This window comes from Flavobacterium sp. RSP49, assembly GCF_003968735.1.
Lineage (GTDB): Bacteria > Bacteroidota > Bacteroidia > Flavobacteriales > Flavobacteriaceae > Flavobacterium.
In genome coordinates this window covers 100,292-125,320 of sequence record NZ_RYDN01000008.1, presented here as the reverse complement: position 1 = coordinate 125,320, position 25,029 = coordinate 100,292, and the positions used below count along the sequence as shown (strand labels likewise).

The following is a 25,029-nucleotide window of genomic DNA, read 5'->3' as shown; positions in this document are numbered from 1 at the left end:
CCGCTTCACATAGCGTGTTTCTTCATGTTTTTCCATTAGGATACTTTTTGTGTATCGCTATTTCAGGACGGGACATTGTTAAAAATTAAAAGCCTGTCTTTTGGGGGAAGACAGCCTTTTAATTATAAAAAAATACTCAACTTAAATTTTTGCGAAGATATTTGTGTAATACTTTTTACCCGTTGCAGGATCAGTTTTTATTGCAATTCCAAAATGGGTAAAATTACCCTCTATATTTTCTTTGTGACCAGGACTAGCCAACCAGGCACTTAAAACCGCTTGTGGTGTATTGTAATTATAAGCAATGTTTTCGCTTACAGATGTGGCTCCTAATGTTTTCATTATGTTTTCAGAACGAGCCGCAAAATCATTATGATTCACTACATTATTTGCAATCATATAATGATCATGTTCTTCTGATTTGTAAGACATATGATTAATTTTTTCTAAAGGAGTTAAACCCTTGCTAACTCTGTGAGCATTAATCAAATTCATCGTTTCTATTTCAATCGAATTGTATGAATAAACAGTTACCTTCTCTGCTACTAAATCAGCTTTTTGGGTTTCAGAAGAGTCTGTAGAACAGGAATTCATAGTGCACATCGCAGCCACGAGCAATAACGCACGAAGTAATTTTAGCTTCATAATAGTAGTAGTTTAAGTTTAAAGTAAATTGTGGTGCAAAAAACTTTGATAATAATTAATAGATGCTTTTTATTATAAATTAAATTTACATCTTTTATCGTCAAACTACCAAAAATAATCGACAAACTACATCATAAAAACATTTATATGAATATATTTCTTACATTAAGGAGAGAGCCTATCCCTTTTCCAAGAAAAATCGTGTTGACTTGAATATCTAATTCTATCATGTAATCGATTAGGCCTTCCTTGCCAAAACTCTACTTCTAAAGGAGTTACTAAAAATCCTCCCCAATGCTTGGGTCTGGGAATTACCATACTTTCAAAGTCTTTTTCTAATTGCTTCAGATTTTCCTCTAAATAGCCTCTGGAAGGCACCACTTCACTTTGGTTGGAAGCGATTGCACCTAATTTACTACCATCAGGTCTGGATTCAAAATAACTATCAGAAGTTATTTCCGATGTTTTTTTTGCAATTCCTTTAATGATTACCTGACGCTCCATAGTATGCCAAAAAAAAGACAGGCACACATTAGGATTTTCTGTAATAGCTTTACCCTTCTCTGAATTGTAATTCGTATAAAAAACAAATCCTTCTTCAGTGAATTTTTTCAACAAAACAACTCTAGACTTGGGAAAACCATCTAAACCTATTGTAGCTACCGTCATAGCATTTACTTCGCTTTCGCCACCATAATCTTCTACTTCATGAAACCAGCGATTAAACAAATTTATTGGGTCTTCCGGAATATTCGATTCTAATAATTCACTCTTTTCGTATGATTTTCTGTAATTACTTAAGTCGTTCATATTTCATTGTTTTAAAAATGTTTGATTGTTGAATGATTTGATAAAAATTATCAAAAAATCCAAATACTATTTTATACTCTAAATTGATTTCTGTATTTAAAACTCAAAGCTTTTTCCATCATCTGCTAAGAGTACAGGAGGGAAAATAGTTTCGGCTTCTTCTTTAAACAATCCGATACTTTCATATCGGGTGGAATAATGTCCTAAAACTAATTGTTTAGCATTTGCTTTCAAAGCTATGGTTGCAGCTTCTTTAGCTGTAGAATGCAATGTTTTTTTGGCCAGATTTTCCTCCGATTGAAGGAAAGTAGATTCATGGTACAACACATCTATATTTTCAATTATAGGAAGTATATCCTCATTGTAAGCCGTATCTGAGCAAAATGCATAACTCTTTGCCGGAATAGGATCAAATGTCAATTTGTCGTTTGCTATGATTCTTCCGTCTTCCAACGCAATGTCTTTCCCATTTTTTATTTTTTGGTAATAGCAACTCTCTATTTCATAATTTTGAACGGCATCCAAATTCAGTTTTCGGTCTCCTAATTTTTCTTGGAACAAAAAACCATTTGTATACACGCGGTGTTTTAATGGAATGGTTTTCACCAAAACCTTGTCGTCTTCAAAAATAATTTCGCTTTCCAGCGATTCCAATTCATGAAAGAACAAACCGTAATTCGTCCAAGAATTAGACAATCGCAATTGCAACTTGATAATTTCTTTGATGCCCTTTGGACCATAAATATGCAAATCCGTAGTTCTGTTCAACAAAGTAAATGTGGATACTAATCCAACTAATCCAAAGAAGTGATCTCCGTGCAAATGGGAAATAAAAATATGATTTATTTTAGAAAATCGGATTTTATTCTTCCGCAATTGCACTTGGGTTCCTTCTCCGCAATCAATCAAAAAGAGTCTGTTTTTTATGTCTAAAATCTGGGAAGTAGGATTGGTAAAGGTTCGCGGAGTGGCTGCATAGCAACCAAGGATTGTTAATTTCAAATTTAATTTATTCGGTTATTTGGTTAACTGTTTAATCGGTTATTTCATATTTGTTTAAATAAATTTGGCGGTTAAAAAGTAACCGAGTGTTCTATTTTAAAAACCAAGATCTCTTTCAATCTCCTCCATTTCAATAATATCATGGGACTCTAATAGTGAGGGCACCACTGTTAATTTCTCAGGAATGGCATTGTAATCAAAATCAGAAGTGACAATTACAAAAGATTTTTTAGCTTTTTTATGTTGTTTTGACAATGGCATAAATAATTTAACATCATTTGTTGACAAATCGTTATGCAACAAAAGATCAATTATTATGTTGTATTTTTCGAATGTTTTATATTGGTGGGTAACCTTCATCAAAAAAGAAGTAAAATCACCCTGAGTATCCCTAATCGTTATCGTATGTCCTTTTTGATCTACTTTCATTGTTTTAAATTTCAGAGACCGCTTAATAGCAGTATGGATTATAAATAGCTAATTTACAAAGTTTTAAATTAGTTTATTGAATTTTTGAAGCCAAAAGATAAATAACCGCCATTCTAATTGCTACACCATTTTCTACTTGGTTCAAAATCACAGATTGATTGGAATCAGCCACTTCACTTGTAATCTCGACACCGCGATTTATAGGTCCAGGATGCATGATTATAATTTCTTTATTGAGAGAATCCAAAAGCGGTTTATCAACTCCATATTGTTGTGCATATTCCCGTGTTGAAGGAAAATAATTCACATCCATTCGTTCATTTTGCACTCGCAACATATTGGCAACATCACACCATTCTAATGCTTTTCTTAAATTAGGTTCCACAGTAACGCCAAGCGATTCAATATGTCTTGGAATAAGTGTTTTAGGCCCGCAAACTTTGACCTCAGCGCCTTGCATTTGCAACGCATAAATGTTGGACAAAGCGACTCTGGAATGCAAAACATCGCCAACAATGACCACTTTTTTTCCGGCTACTTCACCTAGTTTTTCTCGAATGGAATAGCTGTCTAACAACGCTTGTGTTGGATGTTCGTGCGCACCGTCTCCTGCGTTGACGATACTAGCTTTTACGTTTTTGGACAAAAAATAAGCAGCGCCTGGATTCGCATGCCGCATCACCACCATATCTACTTTCATCGAAAGGATATTGTTTACGGTATCTATTAATGTTTCTCCCTTTTTGACAGAAGATTGTGCTGCCGAAAAGCTTATAACATCGGCAGACAACCGTTTTTGTGCTAATTCAAAAGAGAGTTTTGTTCTGGTACTGTTTTCGAAGAAAATATTGGCAATAGTAATATCGCGTAACGAAGGCACTTTCTTAATTGGTCGATTGATGACTTCTTTAAAATGATCGGCAGTTTCAAAAATCAGGTCAATATCATTCTTATTGATGTATTTTATCCCTAATAAATGATTTACGCTTAATTCTTTCATTTTTATTTACGATTATAGTTTTTAATAGGTGGCGTTTGTTTTAAAACTAACTTGTAATTAAATACACGCCATCTTCTCCTTCATTTTCTTTCCAGCTCACTTTTACTTTTTCATCATTTATAGCGTCTACCTGTCTGCCTCTATAATCCGGTTGAATGGGTAAATTGCGACTGAAACGTCTGTCTATCAAAACCAGCAGTTCAATTTCCGAAGGTCGCCCAAAAGATTGTATAGCAGTTAGAGCCGAGCGTATGCTTCGTCCGGTGAACAAAACATCATCTATGAAAATGACTTTTTTATTTTCAACAATAAAATTAATCTTGGTTTTATTGGCTTCTAATGGCTTATCGGTTCTTCTAAAATCATCTCTAAAAAAGGTAATGTCAAGATAACCTAATTGAATTTCAGGAGTTTGATATTCTTTTTGCAGAATTTGTTTCAATCGCTCCGCCAAAAAAACACCTCTTGGTTGGATTCCAACTAATATTGTATCTGAAAAATCTAAATGTTTTTCGATTAATTGACAGGCCAAACGATGTAATATGATAGTAACTTCTTTTGCAGTAAGTAATACTTTTTGACTCATAGTAATTGTGTAGTTTGGTTTGGCAAATATACAAATTCCAATTTATGATATTATAATTAAAAAGAGAGAAAATGCTAATTCAAAAAATTTAAAAAAAACAGTATATTTATAGTACTTAATTTTACAAGAAAAAATAAAAATTATGTAACAGCCACCATAAGCGATGCCTTAATTTTACATTTTAACATTTAACATAAAAAACACAAAATCATGCAAAAAGGACTCACCAGATTATTGATGCTTTTTATAGTACTAATTTCATTTTCAAGTTGTTCAATAATAGGAGGAATATTCAAAGCTGGAGTAGGTGTTGGAATATTTATAGTTGTTGCCGTTATCGCTATTATCATTTTTATCATTAGTAAGATTTTCGATAAGAAATAATGATCGTTTAATTAAGATTGGCAATTAAAACTTCTTTTAATAAAAATATCCCGCAATTGCGGGATATTTTTAATCTTAAATATAAATTACTCTTTATACAATATACATTTTAGCTCTCAATTCCTGAACTTTTTCATCATCTAGGTAATCATCAAAAGTCATGTAACGATCAATCGCTCCATTAGGCGTTAATTCAATTACTCTATTAGCAACCGTTTGCGAGAATTCATGATCATGAGTGGTGAAAATCACAGAACCTTTGTAGTTTTTTAATGAATTATTAAAAGCTGTAATGGACTCTAAATCCAAGTGATTGGTAGGTTCATCCAGCATTAAAACATTCGCTCGTTCCATCATCATTCGAGACAACATGCAACGCACTTTTTCTCCTCCGGATAATACTCTGCAGGTTTTTAAGGCTTCTTCTCCTGAAAAAATCATTTTTCCAAGAAAACTACGAATATTTACTTCATCACGCTCCTCTTCAGTTTTCACCCATTGACGCAACCAATCTACAAGAGAATAATCGTTTTCGAAAAACGAATGATTATCTCCTGGTAAATACGCTTGGTTTGTTGTAACTCCCCAATCATAAGTTCCGGAATCCGCTTTTTGATTTCCATTTAGAATTTCGTAGAAAGCGGTAGTGGCACGTGAATCTTTGGAGAAAAGAACGATTTTATCGCCTTTGGCCATATTCAAATCTACGCCTTTAAATAAAATATCTCCATCAACAGAAGCGCTTAAATTTTGCACATTCAAAATTTGATCTCCTGCCTCACGCTCTTGGTCAAAAATAATTGCCGGATAACGACGACTTGATGGTTTTATTTCGGAAATATTCAGCTTGCTAATCATTTTTTTACGAGAAGTAGCTTGTTTTGATTTGGCTACATTCGCACTAAAACGACGAATAAATTCTTCTAATTCCTGTTTCTTTTCTTCTGCTTTTTTGTTTTGTTGCGCGCGTTGTTTTGCTGCTAATTGACTTGATTCATACCAGAATGTATAGTTTCCGGAATAATGATTTATTTTACTGAAATCTATATCCGAAATATGTGTACAAACGGAATCCAAAAAGTGTCTGTCGTGAGAAACTACAATTACGGTATTTTCATAATTGGCCAAGAAATTCTCTAACCAGGCAATGGTTTCAAAATCCAGATCATTGGTAGGCTCATCCATAATAAGTAAATCCGGATTTCCAAAAAGCGCCTGTGCCAAAAGGACACGAACTTTTATTTTCCCTTCCAAATCGCCCATTAAAGTATAATGATGTTCCTCTGTAATACCAAGATTGGACAGCATTGATGCCGCATCAGAATCTGCATTCCAACCGTTCATTTCTTCAAATTGCACTTGCAATTCCCCTATTCTATCCGCATTTGAATCATTGTAATCTAAATACAAAGCATCCATTTCTTTTTTGATCGCATAAAGGGTTTTATTCCCCATCATAACGGTCTCCAATACGGTGCTTTCGTCAAACATATTGTGGTTTTGGTTCAAAACCGACATACGTTTTCCTGGTTCTAAGTGAATATGTCCCGAAGTTGGGTCCATTTCACCAGCAATTATTTTAAGAAAAGTAGATTTTCCAGCGCCATTGGCTCCGATAACTCCGTAGATATTACCGTGAGTGAAGGTAGTATTTACTTCGTCAAACAAAATTCGTTTGCCAAACTGAACTGATAAATTATTTACTGTTAACATGAATATTTATTTTATAAAATTTCTGCAAAATTACGAAAAAAATACCGATTTTATGAGATCCAAAAAAATCCATTTTCAACGATTTTAATTTTCGGATTAGAACAATAATTTACAGAAAAATCCTGACACAAATTATCAGGATTTCAAAATTCTTACTTCATAAAGCCAATGTTACTTTTCTTGTTTACAACAATTTTTTTAAACTGCCGTAAACTGCTAAATCTACATCGGCGGGACTTCTGGTATTGCATTTCTCTAATAAATCTTCCAATACAGTTTGACTTACTTTTTGTTTTTTATCTATTAAAAGCAATAGCTGCTGGGATACATCACTCAAACTTTTAGACAAGGGCAAAAGAGGTTGCACCAGCGGCGCATTGGCACTTAAAGCAATTAAATCGGAATTTAGGACGATCCACTTCTTAAAAAAGTCAGTCACTATCCCTTTATTCTCCTTGCTTTTATTTGCTAAATATACATTGACTGCAACATTATAATCTAGTGCTTCCGAAGCATCCGCATTACAAGCATCCGCAAATAAGGTCAACGGAGAATACATGCGGTATTTCTTTCCGCCACCATTACGTTTGTAATTTTTCAGTGGTTCACAAAGGTTTGAAAAATCATTCAATGCACGCGTATCTTGATTGTTGCTGATGTTTCTTAAAATCACTTCTTTGTTTCTAATGTGAGTAATTCCGAGTTCTTCTAATCGAAAAGAAATCGTTTTCAACCTTTTGCGTAAGCTGTTCATATCGGTAACAGATTCATCAGACCATAATCGCTCGGCTATCGCAGCGGTTCGTGGCCAAATTCTGGAATCTATATTTAATGGCGTTACGAGTTCACTCCACATCGCTGCTTCTCCACCTAAAACCCTTGCTTTTTCTTCCGGGCTAAGAATTATCTTGTTTGGAATGGGATCATTCAAATAATGACTTTCAATACCAAGCATCAAATCAATATAATATCCATTTGACAACACAGTATTGTAACCGTTTTTTGCAGCTTTGATCAACGCACCACCAGCCTCTTGACCTTCGTTAGTTCCTCTCCAAGCATGAATTATGGCATCTTTAGACATGTTTTCAGTCATTATTTCTTCCCAACCCATTAATTTTTTGTTGTATTTTTTCAAGATTGGAATCAACTTCATATTAAAATAAGTTTGCAAATCATGATTACTGGCCAGATTATTATCCTTTTTAAATTGCTGAATAGCAGGATTTGCATTCCACTCTTTTCCATTATTTTCATCGCCGCCAATGTGAAAATATGCTCCCGGAAATAAAGGACACACTTCGTCAAAAATCGAACTTAATAGTTCATAGGTTTTTGGATTTGTGGGATCTAAAGTCGCATTAAAAATTCCTGAATTTCTTTGCACTTCATACGTGATTTCCCCCTCACCTACTTTACTTCCTATTTCTGGATAAGCAGTCAGCAATGCCGATGCGTGTCCCGGAACATCTATTTCAGGAATAACCAGAATCCCTCTTTCAGCAGCATATTTTACAATATTTTTAATCTCTTCCTGAGTATAAAAACTTCCATCTGAGGCTAATTCTGTCAATTTTGGATGATTTTTTAATTCAATTCTCCAACCTTGATCATCGGCTAAATGCCAATGGAAAACATTCATTTTCATCGAAGCCATAGCGTCCAGATTTCTTTTGATAACATCTGCCGGTTGAAAATGTCTTGCCGCATCAATCATCAGGCCTCTCCAGGTAAAACGTGGCGAATCCGAGATTTCAACAACCGGAAAGTAATATGACGTACTATTATTCTGAAGCAATTGTAATAACGTCTCCAAACCATGCAAAGCCCCTAAATCGCTTGTAGCATTAATGGTTATTTGATTAGAAGCAATTTTCAATTCGTAACTTTCATCTTCATTAATTTCTATTTTTCCGTTGCGAACACAATTTATCTGCAATTCAGCTTCCGGACTTTCGTTGCCTTCTGTCAAAAAACTTTGTTCGAGAAACAATCCCGTTCTGCCATCCAATCGTCGCAGGAAATTGGTTGCGCCAATAAAAATTCTAGGATTAGGATTCCCAGTAATATTCACTTTAAATTTTTTACTTAAAGCAAAAGTGCCAGCGGTCAACTTTATATTTTGTGGCCAAGGCATCAGATTTAATTGCTCGGTGGTAATTTGTGCATTCGAAACAAAACTTACTAATAATAGGATCAAAAAGTATTTCATAGTTTATAGGTATTCAATATGTTTTTAATAGTCAAAACGTTTAAAAGCTTCGATGGCTTCATATTCTGCCAGTCCTAAATCATCATATAATTTTGCTGTATGTTTATTGCGGTCTTCAGCACGCACCCAAAATTCTCTGGAATCATTACCTTGAAACATCACGCGGTCTTTTTGCGATTGATGGTATAAAATTGCGTGTCTTTTTAGCATTACTTCTTCTGGACTTAATGGTACTGCCATGTCTATTTCATGAATTTCCCATTCATGCCAAGCGCCACGATATAACCACAGCCAGCAATCATTCATAAACGATTGTGGTTTCAACGCTGCCATAGCAGTAAAAATAGCATTAAGACAAACTTCATGCGTTCCGTGCGGATCCGCAAGATCACCAGCGGCAAAAACCTGATGTGGTTTTATTTTTTCGATAATCGCTTTTACAATAGCAATGTCATCCGCGTGGATTGGGTTTTTCTTTATTAGTCCCGTCTCATAAAAAGGCATATCCAGAAAATGGATATTCGATTCATTTAACCCAATGTACCGAACGGCTGCATACGATTCTCTGCGTCTGATGAGTGCTTTAAGCTTCCGAACTTCAAGAGAATCTATTTGATTTTCTGACTTATTATTCAAAAAATCAATAACGGATTGAAAATCAATTTTAGTTTTAGCATCTCCAATGAAATCAGTACAAACCTCAGCAAATTTTAAGGCTTCGTCATCTGTAACAGCGATGTTTCCTGAAGTTTGATACACTACATGAACATCATGTCCTTGTTTTATTAATTTAGTAAAAGTTCCTCCCATGGAAATCACGTCATCATCTGGATGCGGACTAAAAAGAATCACTCTTTTCTTATCAGGATTAGCCCTTTCCGGTCTATGGGAATCATCAGTATTAGGTTTACCTCCGGGCCATCCGGTTATGGTGTGCTGCAACACATTGAACATGTTTATATTTAAGTCGTAAGCAGAGCCTTCTAAAGCCAGCAAATCTGACATACCGTTATTGTTATAATCCCTATCGGTCAATTTTAATATGGATCGTTCTGTTTTTAAACACAGCCAAACAATCGCTTTACATTTTAATTCCAATGTCCAATTGCAATCTTGGACAAGCCATGGTGTCTTGAACTGGGTTAGCTCCGAAGCCGCCGATTGATCTAAAACAAAAGTGGTATTGTCATGGTTTTGCAAAAAAGTTGCGGGAATTTCCGGGCTGATGTCGCCTTGAACAGTTCTTATTATGACATCGGCTTTATTTTGGCCCCAAGCCATCAAAATAATTCTTTTGGATTTAAGAATCGTAGAAACGCCCATCGTAATGGCTCTTTTAGGAACGTTTTCAATGCCATTAAAATCAGAAGAAGCATCGACTCTGGTAATATAATCCAGTGTAATTATTCGGGTTCCAGAATTAATGTGGGAACCTGGTTCATTGAACCCAACGTGACCCGTGCGACCAATTCCTAACAATTGAAAATCAAGTCCGCCAGCATTTTTTATTTTATTTTCATAATCAATACAATATTGTTTTAGTACATCAATAGGCACTGTTCCATCAGGAATATTAATGTTTTCTGGTTTAATATTTACATGATTGAACAAATGCTCGTGCATGAAATAATGATAGCTGTGGTGGTTCTCTTTTGTCATCGGATAATATTCATCCAGATTAAAAGTGACTACATTGCTAAAACTAAGTCCGTCTTCTTTATGCATTCGGACCAATTCTTCATATACTTTTATAGGTGACGAGCCCGTGGCCAAGCCAAGGATACAAACTTTGTTTTCAGCTTGTTTAGATAGAATCAATTGTGCGATTTCCCGAGCAACTAATAGAGACGGCTCTGAAGCATTTTTGAAAATTTTATTATGAATTTTTTCAAATCGTGTTTCTTCAAATTTACCGACACTTTCATAACTGATATCTTTTTTTCTTTCTAAATCACTTTTCATATCGTATTTTTTATACTGAATTATAAAGATAGTTTTTTTTAAAAGAGTAAGAAAAATAAAAAATAACATAAATTAGATTGCTCCGAGTATCCAAAAAAATGGAGATTATGAAAATCTTAAACTATTTCTATACATAAAGTACATTTAATCCCAATTTCAAAGTTACCGTCATTTTAGAATTAGCAAAAAGGTTGAAAAAAAAGCAGGTATTTTAAACAAAAAATGGTGATTCAATAATTTTAACAATATTTAGTCTAAATTATTTTTTTTTAATTTACTTAACAAATATATTTACGGTCTTACAGCTACAAAAGTATTTAGTTTTAATCATTAATCAATGTATACTTATGAATTCAGAACAAACAAAGTCTAACAATTCCGCGCTTTACACGCTCATAACCGTATTTTTCTTTTGGGGTTTTATTGGAGCATCAAACGGAATTTTTATTCCATTTTGCAAAGCTAAATTTGGCTTAGACCAATTTCAAAGTCAACTTATCGATTTTGCTTTTTATGGGGCTTATTATATCGGTGCATTATTGCTTTTTATTTTTAGCAGTATCGCCAAAAAAGATATTTTAAACGGTTGGGGATTCAAAAAAGGAATTATTTACGGATTATTGATAAGTACGTTTGGAGCTCTGCTTATGATTTTAGCGGTAACACAAGGAAGTTATTTGTTTATTCTTGGTGCATTATTCATTGTAGCACTTGGTTTCTCATTACAACAAACATCGGCACAGCCGTTTGCCGCTTCACTTGGTGAACCACATTCAGCATCAAGCAGACTAAATCTTGCCGGAGGGATTAACTCATTGGGTACCACAATAGGACCGATAGTGGTTTCTATCGCCTTGTTTGGTGTTATTGCAGGAGTTAATATCGAAGAATTTGCTCAAAAACCAGATTCATTAGATTCTATGAGAATCCTTTATGTATTTGTTGGAGGACTCTTTTTATTGGCAGCAGCCTTATTCCATTTTTCTAAAAAGTTACCGGCTGGAAAAAGTGATTCTACTTTTGAAACGGCGAATAAAGCAATGAAAACGCTAATTGCAATCACTGTAATTTTGGTTGCCATTTTTGCTTATATCTTTTCTCGTTATGAAGATGCTGAATTTATTACTCGTTTTATCGAGAACAAAGAAAAAGATTACTTAGGATTAGCCTTAACGGTTTCTACACTTTTAGTGGTTGTTATTGGATTGTTTTTCGCTAATACTACAGCACAAAAAAATCCTGAAGGATGGGGAGCCATGAAATACCCACAATTAGTTTTGGGAATGCTTGCCCTTTTCGCCTATGTAGGTGTCGAAGTAACCATTGGAAGTAACCTTGGTGAATTATTGGTGACTGCGGATTTTGGTTCTATAGCTGGACCTGCTTTAGCGCCATATATGTCTATGTATTGGGGAAGTTTAATGATTGGACGTTGGGCAGGAGCCATTACGGTTTTCAACCCGTCATCACAATTAAAGAAAATTTTACTTATCGTCGTTCCTTACATAGCTTTTGGAGTCGTATTAGCCGCTAACGCTATTTCCGGACAAGATGTAACACCTTTATATGCTTATGCATTTGTAATTTTGTTCCAAATCGCTGGTTTCTTTTTAGGTAAAGACCAACCATCAAGAACTCTTATGATTTTTGGTTTAATGGGAATGACAGCCATGCTTATTGGTTTATTCACTACAGGTACAATCGCTATTTTTGCTTTCATGAGCGGTGGTTTGTTCTTAAGTATCATGTGGCCATCTATCTTCTCATTAGCAATTGCAGGTCTAGGAAAATATACCTCTCAAGGTTCAGCCTTCTTGGTGATGATGATTTTAGGTGGTGGTATCATTCCACCATTACAAGGAAAACTAGCAGATATTATTGGCATTCATACTTCTTACTTCATTCCTGTTTTATGTTTCGCATTCATCGCATTCTACGGATGGAAAGTAATTGGAATTTTGGAAAAACAAGGAATCGGAAAAGAAGTAGAAGTTGGTGGCGGACACTAATCAAAAATATAATACCAAACCATATTGAAACCAAACCAATAAAAAAAATCCCATTTCAAATTTGAAATGGGATTTTTTTATTCAATTCGCTGAGACTCAAAATGGCTCACCGAGCATTTTTTATTTATTTCCTTTCTCGAAATCAGCCACAAACTGCGCCAATCCAATATCCGTCAATGGGTGTTTCAATAAGCCGTATATAGCAGATAATGGTCCGGTCATTACATCAGCACCAATTTTTGCACAGTTTACAATGTGCATCGTGTGACGTACTGAAGCAGCCAGAATTTGAGTTTCGTAGCCATAATTATCATAAATCAATCTGATTTCTTCAATCAAAGCCAAACCGTCTGTAGATACATCGTCTAAACGACCAATAAAAGGAGAAACGTAAGTAGCTCCCGCTTTTGCAGCCAATAAAGCCTGTCCAGCCGAGAATACTAATGTTACATTCGTTTTAATTCCTTTATCCGAAAAGTATTTAGCGGCCATAACTCCTTCTTTAGTCAAAGGAACTTTTACCACGATTTGCTCATGTAAATCCGCTAATTCTTCTCCTTCTTTAATCATTCCGTCGTAATCCAACGCATTTACTTCGGCACTTACATCGCCTTCAACTAGATTACAAATGTCAACATAATGCTTCAAAATGTTGTTTTTTCCTATAATTCCCTCTTTGGCCATCAATGATGGATTTGTTGTAACGCCATCCAAAACGCCTAATGCCTGTGCCTCCTTAATCTGAGCTAAATTAGCCGTGTCAATAAAAAATTTCATATTATATAATTTAATTGTGTGTTTTTAATTCTTTGGGCGTGACCCAAGGGTCGGGCTTTCCGCTTCAATCTTTCTAGTACTGAAACAAGTTCAGGACTAGAAAGGATTTTCACTGCAAATGAAATTCACTGAACTCCGATGAAGATAAACGATAAGTGAAGCAATCCCTCTCGCTAATAATTTCGGTGCAAAATTACAAATTATAATGGCTCATCAGCATTTTTTCATATACTTTATCTGGTAAAATTCTTTTCAAAACAATTGAAAATTTTTGCAAAAAAACGCCCACTTTATAATGAATTTTAGGTTCCGGAGTTTGGATAATCTGATAGACCGCTTCGGCCATTTTATTTGGATTACTGCCGCTATCCACATGTTCATCCATCGTTTTCAAGGTGTTTCCGTACTGAGCTTCGTAAGCGGAACCCCTTAGTACCGGGGCATGAAAACGTCCCGAAGCAATATTTGTCGCAAAATCTCCCGGAGCTACATTCGTAATATGAACGCCAAAGGATTTCACTTCCATTCGCAACGCTTCAGTGATGAGTTCAAGGGCACCCTTTGAAGCAGAATAAACACTTCGATACGGCAAACCCATATATCCCGCAATAGAAGTCACATTGATGATTAATCCTGATTGCTGTGTACGCATTTGTGGTAACACTGCTTTCATTACCTCAATTGGGCCAAAAAGATTAGTCTCAAAATTATTCTTAATTTCATGTGTCGGAATTTCTTCCAATGGTCCCGTAATCCCAACACCAGCGTTGTTAATGACAACATCAAGCCTTCCGGAGGTCGCAATCACTTTGGCTACAGCTGCCTGAATCGAATCCGAATCCCGAACATCTAAAGCAATTAGAGGAAAAATAGAATTTAAAATTCGTTCCGGATTTCTACTAGTTCCGTACACAACAAAACCTTTATGGTGTAAAAACTCGCCAATAGATTTCCCTATTCCTGAAGAACCGCCTGTTATTAAAACTACTTTATTCATGATTACTGATGTTTGCTGTACGAAAGGTTCAAAAATAAAAAAATCCTCCCGAAGGAAGACTACTTATCTGTGTGAATTTAGAAAAGAATCTGAAATAAATTCAGATTAAAAAAATGGCAAGCGACCTACATCGCACCGCTCAACCACGTACCCTTGCTATGTTCCCATCCTGGGGGAGTCTGCAGGAGCTGGTCGTGTAGGACTTGCCGGTGCAAAGATACAATCTTTTTATATTTTCACAAGAGCTTTAATCATTAAAAAATAACGTTATATTGGGGGTATCAAAAATTCAAACAATGAAAAATTATAACTTCCTATCTATCATTTTATTAGGAATCACTTTAGCAAGTTGCAACGAGGGAAAAAAAGGCGAAAACACTTTATTTACCTTTGATAATTCTAAATTTTCAGCATTATACACCCCACAAGAAGTCCTTTCTTTAGCGATTTTGAATCCCAATTCAAAAAAAGTAGATAGCATTATTTACTACGTCAATGATAAAAAAATTGCTTCTAAGAAAGGTCTTGATAAACTATCATTGGAATTAAAAGATCAAAAATTAGGAAACCAAGACCTGAAAGCTCTTGTTTATTATGAAGGACAAACCGCTGAGGCTACTGGAAGAGTAGAATTAGTTTCCGGCATTCAACCAAAACTATTAAAATATACCATTGTAAATACCTATCCGCACGACATTCAAGCCTACACGCAAGGATTAGAGTTTTACCGTGACACGCTGTATGAAGGAACTGGAAACGGTTCTGGAAACAGTTCTGGAATAAAAGGGATTTCGAGTTTAAGAAAAACAAACTATAAAACTGGAGAAGTATATAAAAAAGTAGAACTGGCTGACAATTATTTTGGGGAAGGAATTACGATTCTCAACAACAAAGTATACCAACTGACCTGGCAAAACAATGAAGGATATGTGTATAATGCTGATACTTTCAAAAAAGAAAAAACGTTCCCCTATTTCAAATCAATTGAAGGTTGGGGATTAACAAATGACGGAACTTATTTATACCAATCAGACGGAACCGAAAAAATTTGGATCATTGATCCAACCACATTCAAAGAAGTAGATTACTTGAACGTATATTCCTTTGAAACAAAAATAAAAGCAATCAATGAACTCGAATGGATTGATGGTAAAATTTATGGAAATGTGTACCAGAAAGATGCCATTGCAGTCATCAATCCTAAAAATGGAGCCGTTGAAGCAATTATCAATCTTGCTGATTTGAAGAAAAAAATTACCCAATTACCTGATACAGATGTCCTAAACGGAATTGCCTACAACCCAAAAACCAAAACCATTTTTGTGACCGGAAAAAACTGGGATAAAATGTTTGAAATCAAAGTTTCTGAATAATTTTATATAAAATGACAACGCTACTTATCAATATCAAAGAATTACTCCAGATTAGGGAAACTGCTATTGCTAAAGTTTCCGGTGCTGAAATGGCAATTCTTCCCACCATCAAAAATGCCTTTTTGGTCATTAGAGACAACCTGATTGCTGATTTTGGATCAATGGTTAATTTGCCGGAATTACATGCTGACAAAATAATTGATGCCACTGGCAAAATAGTTTTACCTTCATGGTGTGACAGTCACACGCACATTGTGTATGCGGGAAATAGAGAACAGGAATTTGTAGATCGGATTAATGGCTTGACGTATGAAGAAATCTCCAATTGTGGTGGTGGAATTTTAAATTCAGCTACAAAACTCAACGAAACTCCCGAAGATGAAATTTATAACCAATCCAAGTTGCGTCTGGAGGAAGTCATGCAACTGGGAACCGGAGCTGTAGAAATCAAATCAGGATATGGCTTGACGCTGGATGGAGAATTGAAAATGCTTCGAGTGGTTCAGCGGCTATCAAAAAATTATCCCATTACTATAAAAGCAACTTTTCTGGGTGCTCACGCTTTTCCATTGGAATATGCAACAAACCATCAAGGTTATATCGATTTAATTATCAACGATATGCTTCCTGAAATTGCCAAAAACAAACTGGCAGATTTCATCGATGTGTTTTGTGAAGCGGGTTATTTTACTGTTGAAGAAACCCGAAAAATTATGGAAGCCGGAATTAAATTTGGCTTAAAGCCAAAAATTCACGTCAATCAGTTCAACTCAATTGGCGGAATTCAAGCAGGAATTGAATACAACGCGTTATCAGTAGATCATTTAGAGGTTATGAAACCGGAAGATATCAAAGCGTTAAAAAATACCGACACAATGCCTGTTGCATTGCCTTCTTGCTCATATTTTTTAAGCATTCCCTACACTCCCGCACGAGCAATGATCGCGGCAGGACTTCCTATTGCCCTTGCAACGGATTACAATCCGGGCTCTACTCCTTCAGGAAATATGAATTTTGTTGTAGCAACGGCATGCATCAAAATGAAAATGACTCCCGAAGAAGCCATCAATGCTGCCACAATAAATGGAGCTTACGCCATGGGAATTTCTGAAACTCATGGAAGCATTACTATTGGCAAAAAAGCAAATCTAATTATTACAAAACCCATTACATCCTATTACCAGCTTCCATACGCTTTTGGCAGTACTCTAATTGAAACGGTACTGATTGAAGGTGAAATTATTTCATAAAAAAAGAGGAATAGCACGTTCCTCTTTCTTAATTATTTCAATTTTTGATTATCTCAACACAAAACTTGTTTTTGAAACTAAAACATCTTTATTAAAAATATTGATAAAATACGTTCCTTTAGCAAAATCTTTCCCTTTTAAATCCTCAGAAACTAGAATTGTTTTGTTTTCATATTTCACATTAGTTGCAAAACTGTATGTTAACGTATTTTCACCAAAATTTTCCGTTTTCTTGTCTCCTAATACATTATTTTTGCTGTCAATTACTTGTACGTAATACATTTTGTCACCGGACATAGCAATTTGATTTTCAGCAATCGTAAAATTAACTCTTAAAACATCGGCTCTACTTGCTTTGTCTGTCTCAATTTGTTTTCCAGAACTTCTTAATTTAAAAGCTGTTCCTCTAGTATTTAAAACCGTTAATTTAGATCCTTTTTCAACCGCTTTAGATAATTCTTCGTTTTGTCCAACTAATACTTCGTTGTATTTTTTAGATTCTCCCAAGACCACTACAGTACTGTCCCGTTGTGTAGTTAAGGTTGTGTTTTCTTTTTTCAACCCTTCATTTTCAGCCATTAAAACTTTCATATTTCCCTGCAAAGCATTGAATTGAGTTCTGTATTTAGATAATGAAGCTACATCCCCTTTGGATTTACTCAAATCATTCATCAAGTTTACTACTTTATCTCTTTCTTGAATTAACTCATCAGACATGGATGTGTTTTCAGCAATTGCGGCATCATACGTTGATTTTAATTCCTGCAAATCTTTCATAACCGATTCTTTTTCGGTCAATGTAGTTTTCAATTCTGTTTTAACGGTATCTGCGTCGGAAGTCATTTTAAAAATGTAAACCAAACTCCCCACTAATAAAATAGCCAACACTGCTATAACCGCCTTAAGACTTGAACTGCTTTTTTGATTTTCCATCTTTTAATTAATTTAATTTTTACAAATTTAACAATATATAACTAATGAATAACGCAAGTTGATACATTTATATTATTTTTGGGAAAAAATATTTTTTTTAATGGAAAAAATTATACGCTTTACAATTCATGATCTTGCAAAAATTACGAACCACAGAAGTGGCGAGATAAAGTTTGGAGAAAAAATGATAACCATCCCAAAAGATGTTGATTCAATTGATTTTCTAACAACCTGTGAGGCTAAATATGTATTATTTGGTATTCCCGAAGACATTGGAATAAGAGCTAATTTTGGCCGACCGGGGGCGGCTTCAGCTTGGGACAGTGCCATAAAAAGTATTGCTAATATTCAGCACAATCGTTTTTGTAAAGGAAGTCAGTTAATTATTTTAGGGCAATTAGACGTAAGTGACAAAATGCAGGAAGTAGAACACCTTGATTTTAATGATATTGATGATCGGTTTAAATTAAGCCAATTAGTTGAAAAAATAGACAAAGATGTCTCTCATATCATTTTTAACATTATAAAATCAGGTAAAACTCCAATAATCATTGGTGGCGGACACAATAATTCATACGGAAATATAAAAGGAACTGCACTCGCCAAAGGCAAACCTATTAATGCAATCAATTTTGATGCGCATTCTGATTTTAGGATTATAGAAGGACGTCACAGTGGCAATGGTTTTTCGTATGCTTATGAAGAAGGTTTTTTGAAAAAATATTTTATTTTTGGACTACATGAAAACTACACTTCAAAAAGTGTGTTGGATATCATTAAGAAAATAGAGGATCGAGTTCGTTTTAACACCTATGATAGTGTAAGTATTAGAAGAGAAAAAAACTTTGATCAGGAAATGGCGCTCGCTTCGGAATTTATAAATGACGATTTTTTTGGAATAGAGATCGACTTGGATGCGATTCCTAATATTGCCTGTAGTGCCATGACTATGAGTGGATACTCTGTGGAGCAACTTCGGCAATTTATATACTATTTTGCCAAAAATAAAAATGCTGCCTATTTACACATTTGTGAAGGCGCACCGGATTTAGGCGAAGAAAAAAACAATCATTTAATAGGTAAACTGATAGGCTATCTGGTGACTGATTTTATTAAATCGAACCAGCAGATTGTCTAACTGGTTAAATGATAAATTGCTTAAACGAATACCTATTAACCTAATCGATAAATAACACTACCTTTGCAGCACTATCTATGTACTTAATACATGATATTTAATATTTAAAATATGTTATTCGAAGATTTATCACTTTCAAAAAGTATACAAAAAGCCGTATTTGAACAAGGCTATTTAGAAGCAACTCCAATACAAGAACAAGCCATTCCAATCGTATTATCAGGTAGAGATATGATTGGTTGTGCCCAAACCGGTACCGGAAAAACGGCCGCATTTGCCATTCCTATTATTCATCAATTGCATAGAATAGTAGGGTCCTCTAAAAAAGCAAGTCCAATCCGTGCTTTAGTCATCACCCCAACCCGAGAATTGGCCGTTCAAATTGGACAAAATTTTGACCAATATGGAAAATACACAAACTTAGTGCAACTTACTATTTTTGGCGGCGTTTCTCAAGTGCCACAGGTAGAAATGCTAAAAAAAGGAATTGATATCCTGATTGCTACTCCAGGACGTTTGCTAGACTTAGTCAAACAAGGTTTCATCGATTTAGACCATTTGCATACTTTAGTCCTTGACGAAGCGGACCAGATGCTGGATATGGGATTTGTAAATGATGTCAAAAAAATTGTAAAACTGACCCCTAATAACAGACAAACCTTATTTTTCTCGGCTACAATGCCAATGGCCATAAGAGAATTAGCCGAAATGTTTCTGAAAGATCCTGCAACAGTTACCGTATCTCCTGTTTCTTCTACAGCTGAAAACGTAGAACAACGCGTATATTTTGTTGAAAAAGCAGAAAAAAGAAATTTGCTGTATCATTTAATTAAAAACGAAAAACTGTCTAATGTTTTGGTTTTTTCAAGAACAAAACACGGAGCTGACAACGTTGTAAAAGCATTGCGCAAACACGATATTGCTGCCGAAGCGATTCATGGTGACAAGTCTCAAAATGCCAGACAACGCGTTTTAGAAGGATTCAAGAATAAAGAAGTGAATGTTTTAGTGGCTACTGATATTGCAGCCAGAGGAATTGATATTGATCAATTACCATTTGTCATTAATTTTGATTTACCCAATATTCCCGAAACGTATGTACACCGAATTGGCAGAACCGGTCGTGCCGGAAATGAAGGTGTTGCAATTTCTTTTTGTAGCAAAGATGAGCACCAATATTGGAAAGACATTCAGAAATTAATAAAAGTAGATGTAAAGACCGTAAGTGATCACCCATACGGTTGGCATTCAGGAAGTCCTGAAACCGCTCCCGCCGGAACTCAAAAGAACTCAAACCGCAGTGGTGGAGCTCATAAATCAAGAAAATCAGAGGTTTCCAAACAAAATAAAAAACGCTGGTATTAAATTTGTTATACTGACTTACATCTGTAATAAATCACTTTTTAACTGTCGTTAAAAAGTGATTTATTGTTAACATGTTTTTTTAAGCGTTTTAATAAAAATATTATTTAAACTAAACGACCTTTATCTTATTGAATTTTAATACTATCTGTTTTTGTCATATACTGAAGAAATTACTAGGGAAAATTTATCCTTTTGAGTAATGACTTTGTACAAGGCAATTTTCGAAATTTTCAAGGATTTTTCGAAATTAGCATTCTTTAGGTATTGTGAAGTTTGATCCGTTAATTTTACGATCTCATTATTTGATGCCGTTTACGTTTATGCAAGTACATCTTCACTGAAAAAGTTAACTACAAACACTATTAACAACACAATATACACCTGATTCATAAGTGACTAAATTTAATCAAATATAAATTTATACGCCAATAAATAATAATTTATTTTAATCAATTAAGTGTTAAAAGTGAACTATTTTGAAGTCTGATGAATTTCAAATATATTAAATCCACTTCATGCTGTACAAGGAACTAATAGTTATAAAGTAATTTTTTTTGGTTTGTTTAATTTTCCGACAGATTTAGCAACAATAGTTGCTACCGTTGCATCACTTGTCACATTGACTACCGTTCTGCACATATCCAAAGGTCTGTCAATAGCAAAAATAAGCGCTAGACCAGCTTCTGGAATCCCAGCTTGACCAAGAACAATAACAAGCATCACCATTCCGGCACTAGGAACCGCTGCTGATCCTATAGAAGCTAGTGTTGCCGTCACAACTATCATCAATTGTGTACTGAGGTCTAAAGCTTCCGGAAGCATTGCTTGAGCTATAAATATCGCAGCTACTGCTTGATACAAGCTAGTTCCATCCATGTTTACTGTTGCTCCCAGAGGCAAAACAAAACTGGAAACCTCTTCATCAACTCCTAAACGCTCGGTAACACATTCCATGGTAACGGGCAGTGCAGCTGCACTTGAACTTGTTGAAAAAGCCAATAATTGGGCAGGCGCAATGGCGTTAAAAAACTGTATTGGATTTACTTTTGCAAAAATCATTAATAAGCTTGGATAAAATACAAACATCATCAAAAACAAGCCAAGCAAAACTGTTAATCCATAGATTCCCAGCGCTCCTAATGTTGAAAAATCTGGAATTTCGACCATCAGTGCGGCCATCAGTGCGAAAACACCAACTGGTGAAAAAAGCATGATAATGTCAATAATTTTCAGAATTACATCATTCAATCCCTTAAAGAAATCAACGACAGGTTTTGATTTTTTTTCTTCAATTAAAATCAGACCGATCCCAACTAAAATAACAAAAAAAATGACTTGCAACATACTTCCATTATCACTTAAAGCTTTAAAAAAATTATCTGGCACAATATCTATTAAAGGTTGCAGTGGCCCACTATTTTTAGCTTTTACCGCCAATTCAATTTTTTGAGAAGCATCAACCGAAAAATTTTCAAGTAAGCTTATTCTGGATTCTTCGTTAATGTAAGTTCCGGGCTTAATTAAATTGGCTAACAACAATCCAATAATGACTGCTATAACTGTGGAACATAAGTAAAAAAAGACTGTCCTTCCCCCTAATTTAGAAAGTTTAGAAATATCTTTTAAATCTGCTAATCCAACAATCAATGAAACCACAATTAAGGGAACAGCAATCATTTTGAGTAAGTTTATAAAAATAGTTCCAAAAGGTTTTATCCAGTCAATTACGATTCCTTTTTGTTCTAAGTTTTTCATTACTAATCCAAAAAGGAGTCCTAGAATCATTCCTAAAAGAATTTTCCAATGTAAAGCAAGTTTTTTCATAATTTTAAATTCATTTGAATCAGACAAACTGATATTTTACAAAAAAAACTCCTCATTATTTGAGGAGTTTTTTATTATTTAGTCTAATGAAACCGGTTCGGAATCCTCGTCTTTTTCCCAGCTTCCAACTACCGATGTTGCTAAAGCATTTCCTAACACATTGGTTGCGCTACGAAACATATCACAAAAATGGTCAATAGGCAAAATTAAAGCAATTCCTTCGATTGGAATGTCAAACATACCACAAGTTGCAGCAACAACCACTAAACTCGCTCTTGGTACTCCTGCAATTCCTTTACTGGTAAGCATCAAAACTAAAAGCATGGTCATTTGCGTACCCAAATCCAAATCAATTCCGTAGGCTTGCGCAATAAAAATACTGGCAAAAGTCATGTACATCATACTTCCATCCAAGTTAAAAGAATACCCGAGCGGCAACATGAAAGAAACAATTCTGTCCTTGACTCCAAAACGTTCTAATTCTTCGGTCAATTTTGGAAAAACAGCTTCACTGCTGGTTGTTCCAAAAGCAATTATTAATGGACTTACAATTCTTTTTAGCAAAACGGTCATTCTGCTTTTTAGAAATACATACCCCACAACAATCAACACGACCCAAAGTGAGGAAATTCCAATTAAGAAAGAACCAAAGAACTTGAAATAGGTAATTGCCAATTCCTGAAAATCTCTAACCGCAAATACACCTGCTATAGCACCAAATACTCCTATTGGGGCAAACTTCATAACGTAGTTTACCATTTTCAGAACAATATGAGATATTTTATCCAAAGCATTTGTCACTGGCTTCACATAATCACCTAATGCAGCCGCTGCCAGACCAAAGAAAATCGAAAATATTACAATTTGTAAAATTTCATTAGTAGCCATTGCTTCAAAAATACTTTTAGGTACTATATGCTCAATAAAGTTTTCAAAAGATATGTTTTGTGTTTTCGCTGTGACTTCTGAAACTGATCCCATATCAACATTTGATAAATTAAGGCCAACTCCCGGTTCTAGTATGTTTACAAAAAACATCCCCAATAACAAAGAGATAAATGAAGCTGTAAAAAACCATCCCATCGCTTTTCCTCCAATTCTCCCCACCGCTTTGATATCCCCAAGTTTCGCAATTCCTACCACCAACGTCGTAAATACCAATGGCGAAATAATCATTTGAACCAGTCGAATAAAAATAGTAGCCAGAATTTTGATTTTGTTACTAAAATTTTGAGCTGCTTCCGGTGAAATAGAATTATGAATGATAATGCCTAAAATAGCACCCAAAACCATAGCTATTAATATTTGCCCTGTTAATCCTGAAAAAAAGGACGGCTTTTTAGTTGTATTCATATTCATTAAATTGGTTATTAGATTGTAGGATCTACCCTGATTATAAAAAATAATTTTTTGCTCGCAGTCAGGTAAAAAATGGTATTGTAAAAAACATAAAAAGTATCAACAATTACTACTGATATGTTTTATTTATCAAATAAAAATCAGCTAATACAATGGCTGCCATTGCCTCAACAATAGGCACAGCACGCGGTACTACACAAGGATCATGACGCCCTTTTCCAGTCATTTCTGTAATATTGCCTTTATTGTCCAGTGATTCTTGTTTTTGCATAATGGTGGCCACAGGTTTGAAAGCCACGCGAAAATAAATATCCATTCCGTTACTGATTCCTCCTTGAATTCCACCTGAAAGATTGGTTTTTGTCGTTCCGTCAGCATTGTATAAATCATTATGCGCACTTCCTTTCATCTTAGCGCCTTCAAAACCACTTCCAAATTCAAATCCTTTTACGGCATTAATAGAAAGCATGGCTTTGCCAAGTTCTGCGTGAAGCTTATCAAAAACGGGTTCTCCTAAACCAATAGGTACATTTTGAATCACACAGGTTACGGTTCCGCCCACAGTATCCCCTTGTTTTCGGATATCACGAATATATTCTTCCATGATTACCGCTGCCTGTTCATCTGGGCAACGAACCGGATTATTTTCGGTTTTCGAAAAATCTAAATCTTGGTAGGGTTTGTCTAAAAAAATAGGTCCTACAGAAGAAACGTATGCATTAATTTTTATGTCTGGCAACATTTGTTTTGCTACAGCTCCCGCCACAACTCTACTGGCAGTTTCCCGCGCAGAACTGCGTCCACCGCCACGATAATCCCTAACCCCATATTTTTTTTCATACACATAATCCGCATGACTGGGTCTGTAATTGTCTTTTATATGAGAATAATCATCTGATTTTTGATTGGTATTAGGAATAATAAAACCTATGGGTGTACCGGTGGTTTTACCTTCAAAGATTCCGGAAAGAAATTGAACGTCATCCGGTTCTTTGCGTTGAGTAACTATTGCTGATTGGCCTGGCTTTCTGCGGGACATTTCAAATTGAATTGCTTCTAAATCTATTGTTATTCCGGGAGGACAACCGTCTATTATCCCTCCTAAAGCGTCACCGTGAGATTCTCCAAAAGTTGTTATTCTAAATAGTGTTCCGTAGCTATTTCCTGCCATACTGATTAGTTTTGAACAAAAGTAGTATTTTAGTTTAAAGTTCAAAATTTTAACCACTAAACTTTTGAATAGCAATATCTATTTATTGAC

The 25,029-nt window shown here is 35.0% G+C and carries 21 protein-coding genes and 1 other RNA gene; 6 read left to right on the top strand and 16 right to left on the bottom strand.

Annotated features, from left to right (window positions below):
- Positions 1-141: 141 nt before the first annotated feature.
- From EKM02_RS06555 to pyrR, 6 genes are all read right to left on the bottom strand, one after another.
- Positions 142-645 carry a CAP domain-containing protein gene (locus tag EKM02_RS06555; RefSeq protein ID WP_126453432.1) on the bottom strand — a complete coding sequence of 168 codons (504 nt, stop codon included), beginning with the start codon at positions 643-645 and terminating at the stop codon, positions 142-144.
- A gap of 165 nt (positions 646-810) precedes the next feature.
- Positions 811-1,455, bottom strand: a complete 645-nt coding sequence (gene pdxH, locus EKM02_RS06550) for a pyridoxamine 5'-phosphate oxidase (RefSeq protein WP_126453429.1) — start codon at positions 1,453-1,455, stop codon at positions 811-813.
- A gap of 96 nt (positions 1,456-1,551) precedes the next feature.
- Positions 1,552-2,457 (bottom strand): ribonuclease Z, encoded by a 906-nt coding sequence (locus EKM02_RS06545; protein ID WP_126453426.1) that lies wholly within the window; start codon positions 2,455-2,457, stop codon positions 1,552-1,554.
- A 96-nt stretch (positions 2,458-2,553) separates the two neighbouring features.
- Positions 2,554-2,886: a ribonuclease Z gene (locus EKM02_RS06540; RefSeq protein ID WP_126453424.1), complete on the bottom strand. Its 333-nt coding sequence runs from the start codon at positions 2,884-2,886 to the stop codon at positions 2,554-2,556.
- Positions 2,887-2,959: 73 nt separating this feature from the next.
- Positions 2,960-3,886 (bottom strand): aspartate carbamoyltransferase catalytic subunit, encoded by a 927-nt coding sequence (locus EKM02_RS06535; RefSeq protein WP_126453422.1) that lies wholly within the window; start codon positions 3,884-3,886, stop codon positions 2,960-2,962.
- 46 nt (positions 3,887-3,932) lie between these two features.
- Positions 3,933-4,472 carry a bifunctional pyr operon transcriptional regulator/uracil phosphoribosyltransferase PyrR gene (gene pyrR, locus EKM02_RS06530; RefSeq protein ID WP_126453419.1) on the bottom strand — a complete coding sequence of 180 codons (540 nt, stop codon included), beginning with the start codon at positions 4,470-4,472 and terminating at the stop codon, positions 3,933-3,935.
- A 210-nt stretch (positions 4,473-4,682) separates the two neighbouring features.
- Here pyrR and EKM02_RS14880 point away from each other — a divergent pair, with 210 nt between their 5' ends.
- The gene (locus EKM02_RS14880) at positions 4,683-4,856 is read left to right on the top strand and encodes a hypothetical protein (RefSeq protein WP_199878464.1); all 174 of its coding nucleotides are present in this window, start codon (positions 4,683-4,685) and stop codon (positions 4,854-4,856) included.
- A gap of 93 nt (positions 4,857-4,949) precedes the next feature.
- On the opposite strand, the gene EKM02_RS06525 is transcribed toward EKM02_RS14880, so the two are convergent.
- The 3 genes from EKM02_RS06525 to nagB all read right to left on the bottom strand — a co-directional run bounded on the left by EKM02_RS06525 (position 4,950) and on the right by nagB (position 10,743).
- On the bottom strand, positions 4,950-6,569 hold the full coding sequence (locus EKM02_RS06525) for an ABC-F family ATP-binding cassette domain-containing protein (protein ID WP_126453416.1): 1,620 nt from the start codon (positions 6,567-6,569) through the stop codon (positions 4,950-4,952).
- A 184-nt stretch (positions 6,570-6,753) separates the two neighbouring features.
- Positions 6,754-8,781, bottom strand: a complete 2,028-nt coding sequence (locus EKM02_RS06520; RefSeq protein ID WP_126453413.1) for a beta-N-acetylhexosaminidase — start codon at positions 8,779-8,781, stop codon at positions 6,754-6,756.
- 24 nt (positions 8,782-8,805) lie between these two features.
- A complete protein-coding gene (gene nagB / locus EKM02_RS06515; protein WP_126453410.1) occupies positions 8,806-10,743 on the bottom strand; it encodes a glucosamine-6-phosphate deaminase in 1,938 nt (645 codons plus the stop codon).
- 347 nt (positions 10,744-11,090) lie between these two features.
- Here nagB and EKM02_RS06510 point away from each other — a divergent pair, with 347 nt between their 5' ends.
- Positions 11,091-12,752: an MFS transporter gene (locus EKM02_RS06510; protein ID WP_126453407.1), complete on the top strand. Its 1,662-nt coding sequence runs from the start codon at positions 11,091-11,093 to the stop codon at positions 12,750-12,752.
- A gap of 120 nt (positions 12,753-12,872) precedes the next feature.
- Here the strand turns inward: EKM02_RS06510 and fsa are convergent, their stop codons facing one another.
- The 3 genes from fsa to ffs all read right to left on the bottom strand — a co-directional run bounded on the left by fsa (position 12,873) and on the right by ffs (position 14,735).
- On the bottom strand, positions 12,873-13,529 hold the full coding sequence (gene fsa, locus EKM02_RS06505) for a fructose-6-phosphate aldolase (RefSeq protein ID WP_126453404.1): 657 nt from the start codon (positions 13,527-13,529) through the stop codon (positions 12,873-12,875).
- A 193-nt stretch (positions 13,530-13,722) separates the two neighbouring features.
- A complete protein-coding gene (locus EKM02_RS06500; protein ID WP_126453401.1) occupies positions 13,723-14,526 on the bottom strand; it encodes an SDR family oxidoreductase in 804 nt (267 codons plus the stop codon).
- 111 nt (positions 14,527-14,637) lie between these two features.
- Positions 14,638-14,735: signal recognition particle sRNA small type (gene ffs / locus EKM02_RS06495), an RNA gene on the bottom strand.
- Positions 14,736-14,822: 87 nt separating this feature from the next.
- Here ffs and EKM02_RS06490 point away from each other — a divergent pair.
- On the top strand, positions 14,823-15,899 hold the full coding sequence (locus tag EKM02_RS06490) for a glutaminyl-peptide cyclotransferase (protein WP_126453398.1): 1,077 nt from the start codon (positions 14,823-14,825) through the stop codon (positions 15,897-15,899).
- Positions 15,900-15,910: 11 nt separating this feature from the next.
- The gene (hutI, locus tag EKM02_RS06485) at positions 15,911-17,149 is read left to right on the top strand and encodes an imidazolonepropionase (protein WP_126453396.1); all 1,239 of its coding nucleotides are present in this window, start codon (positions 15,911-15,913) and stop codon (positions 17,147-17,149) included.
- A gap of 48 nt (positions 17,150-17,197) precedes the next feature.
- On the opposite strand, the gene EKM02_RS06480 is transcribed toward hutI, so the two are convergent.
- The gene (locus EKM02_RS06480; protein WP_126453393.1) at positions 17,198-18,082 is read right to left on the bottom strand and encodes a hypothetical protein; all 885 of its coding nucleotides are present in this window, start codon (positions 18,080-18,082) and stop codon (positions 17,198-17,200) included.
- A gap of 100 nt (positions 18,083-18,182) precedes the next feature.
- Here EKM02_RS06480 and EKM02_RS06475 point away from each other — a divergent pair, with 100 nt between their 5' ends.
- Entirely contained in the window at positions 18,183-19,220 is a 1,038-nt protein-coding gene (locus EKM02_RS06475) for a formimidoylglutamase (RefSeq protein ID WP_126453390.1), read from the top strand.
- Positions 19,221-19,331: 111 nt separating this feature from the next.
- A complete protein-coding gene (locus tag EKM02_RS06470; RefSeq protein ID WP_126453388.1) occupies positions 19,332-20,585 on the top strand; it encodes a DEAD/DEAH box helicase in 1,254 nt (417 codons plus the stop codon).
- A gap of 537 nt (positions 20,586-21,122) precedes the next feature.
- Here EKM02_RS06470 and EKM02_RS06465 read toward each other — a convergent pair.
- The 3 genes from EKM02_RS06465 to aroC all read right to left on the bottom strand — a co-directional run bounded on the left by EKM02_RS06465 (position 21,123) and on the right by aroC (position 24,939).
- Positions 21,123-22,409, bottom strand: a complete 1,287-nt coding sequence (locus EKM02_RS06465) for a dicarboxylate/amino acid:cation symporter (protein WP_126453385.1) — start codon at positions 22,407-22,409, stop codon at positions 21,123-21,125.
- A 78-nt stretch (positions 22,410-22,487) separates the two neighbouring features.
- Positions 22,488-23,768 (bottom strand): dicarboxylate/amino acid:cation symporter, encoded by a 1,281-nt coding sequence (locus EKM02_RS06460; RefSeq protein ID WP_197037191.1) that lies wholly within the window; start codon positions 23,766-23,768, stop codon positions 22,488-22,490.
- A 109-nt stretch (positions 23,769-23,877) separates the two neighbouring features.
- A complete protein-coding gene (gene aroC, locus EKM02_RS06455; RefSeq protein ID WP_126453382.1) occupies positions 23,878-24,939 on the bottom strand; it encodes a chorismate synthase in 1,062 nt (353 codons plus the stop codon).
- Positions 24,940-25,029 lie beyond the last annotated feature (90 nt).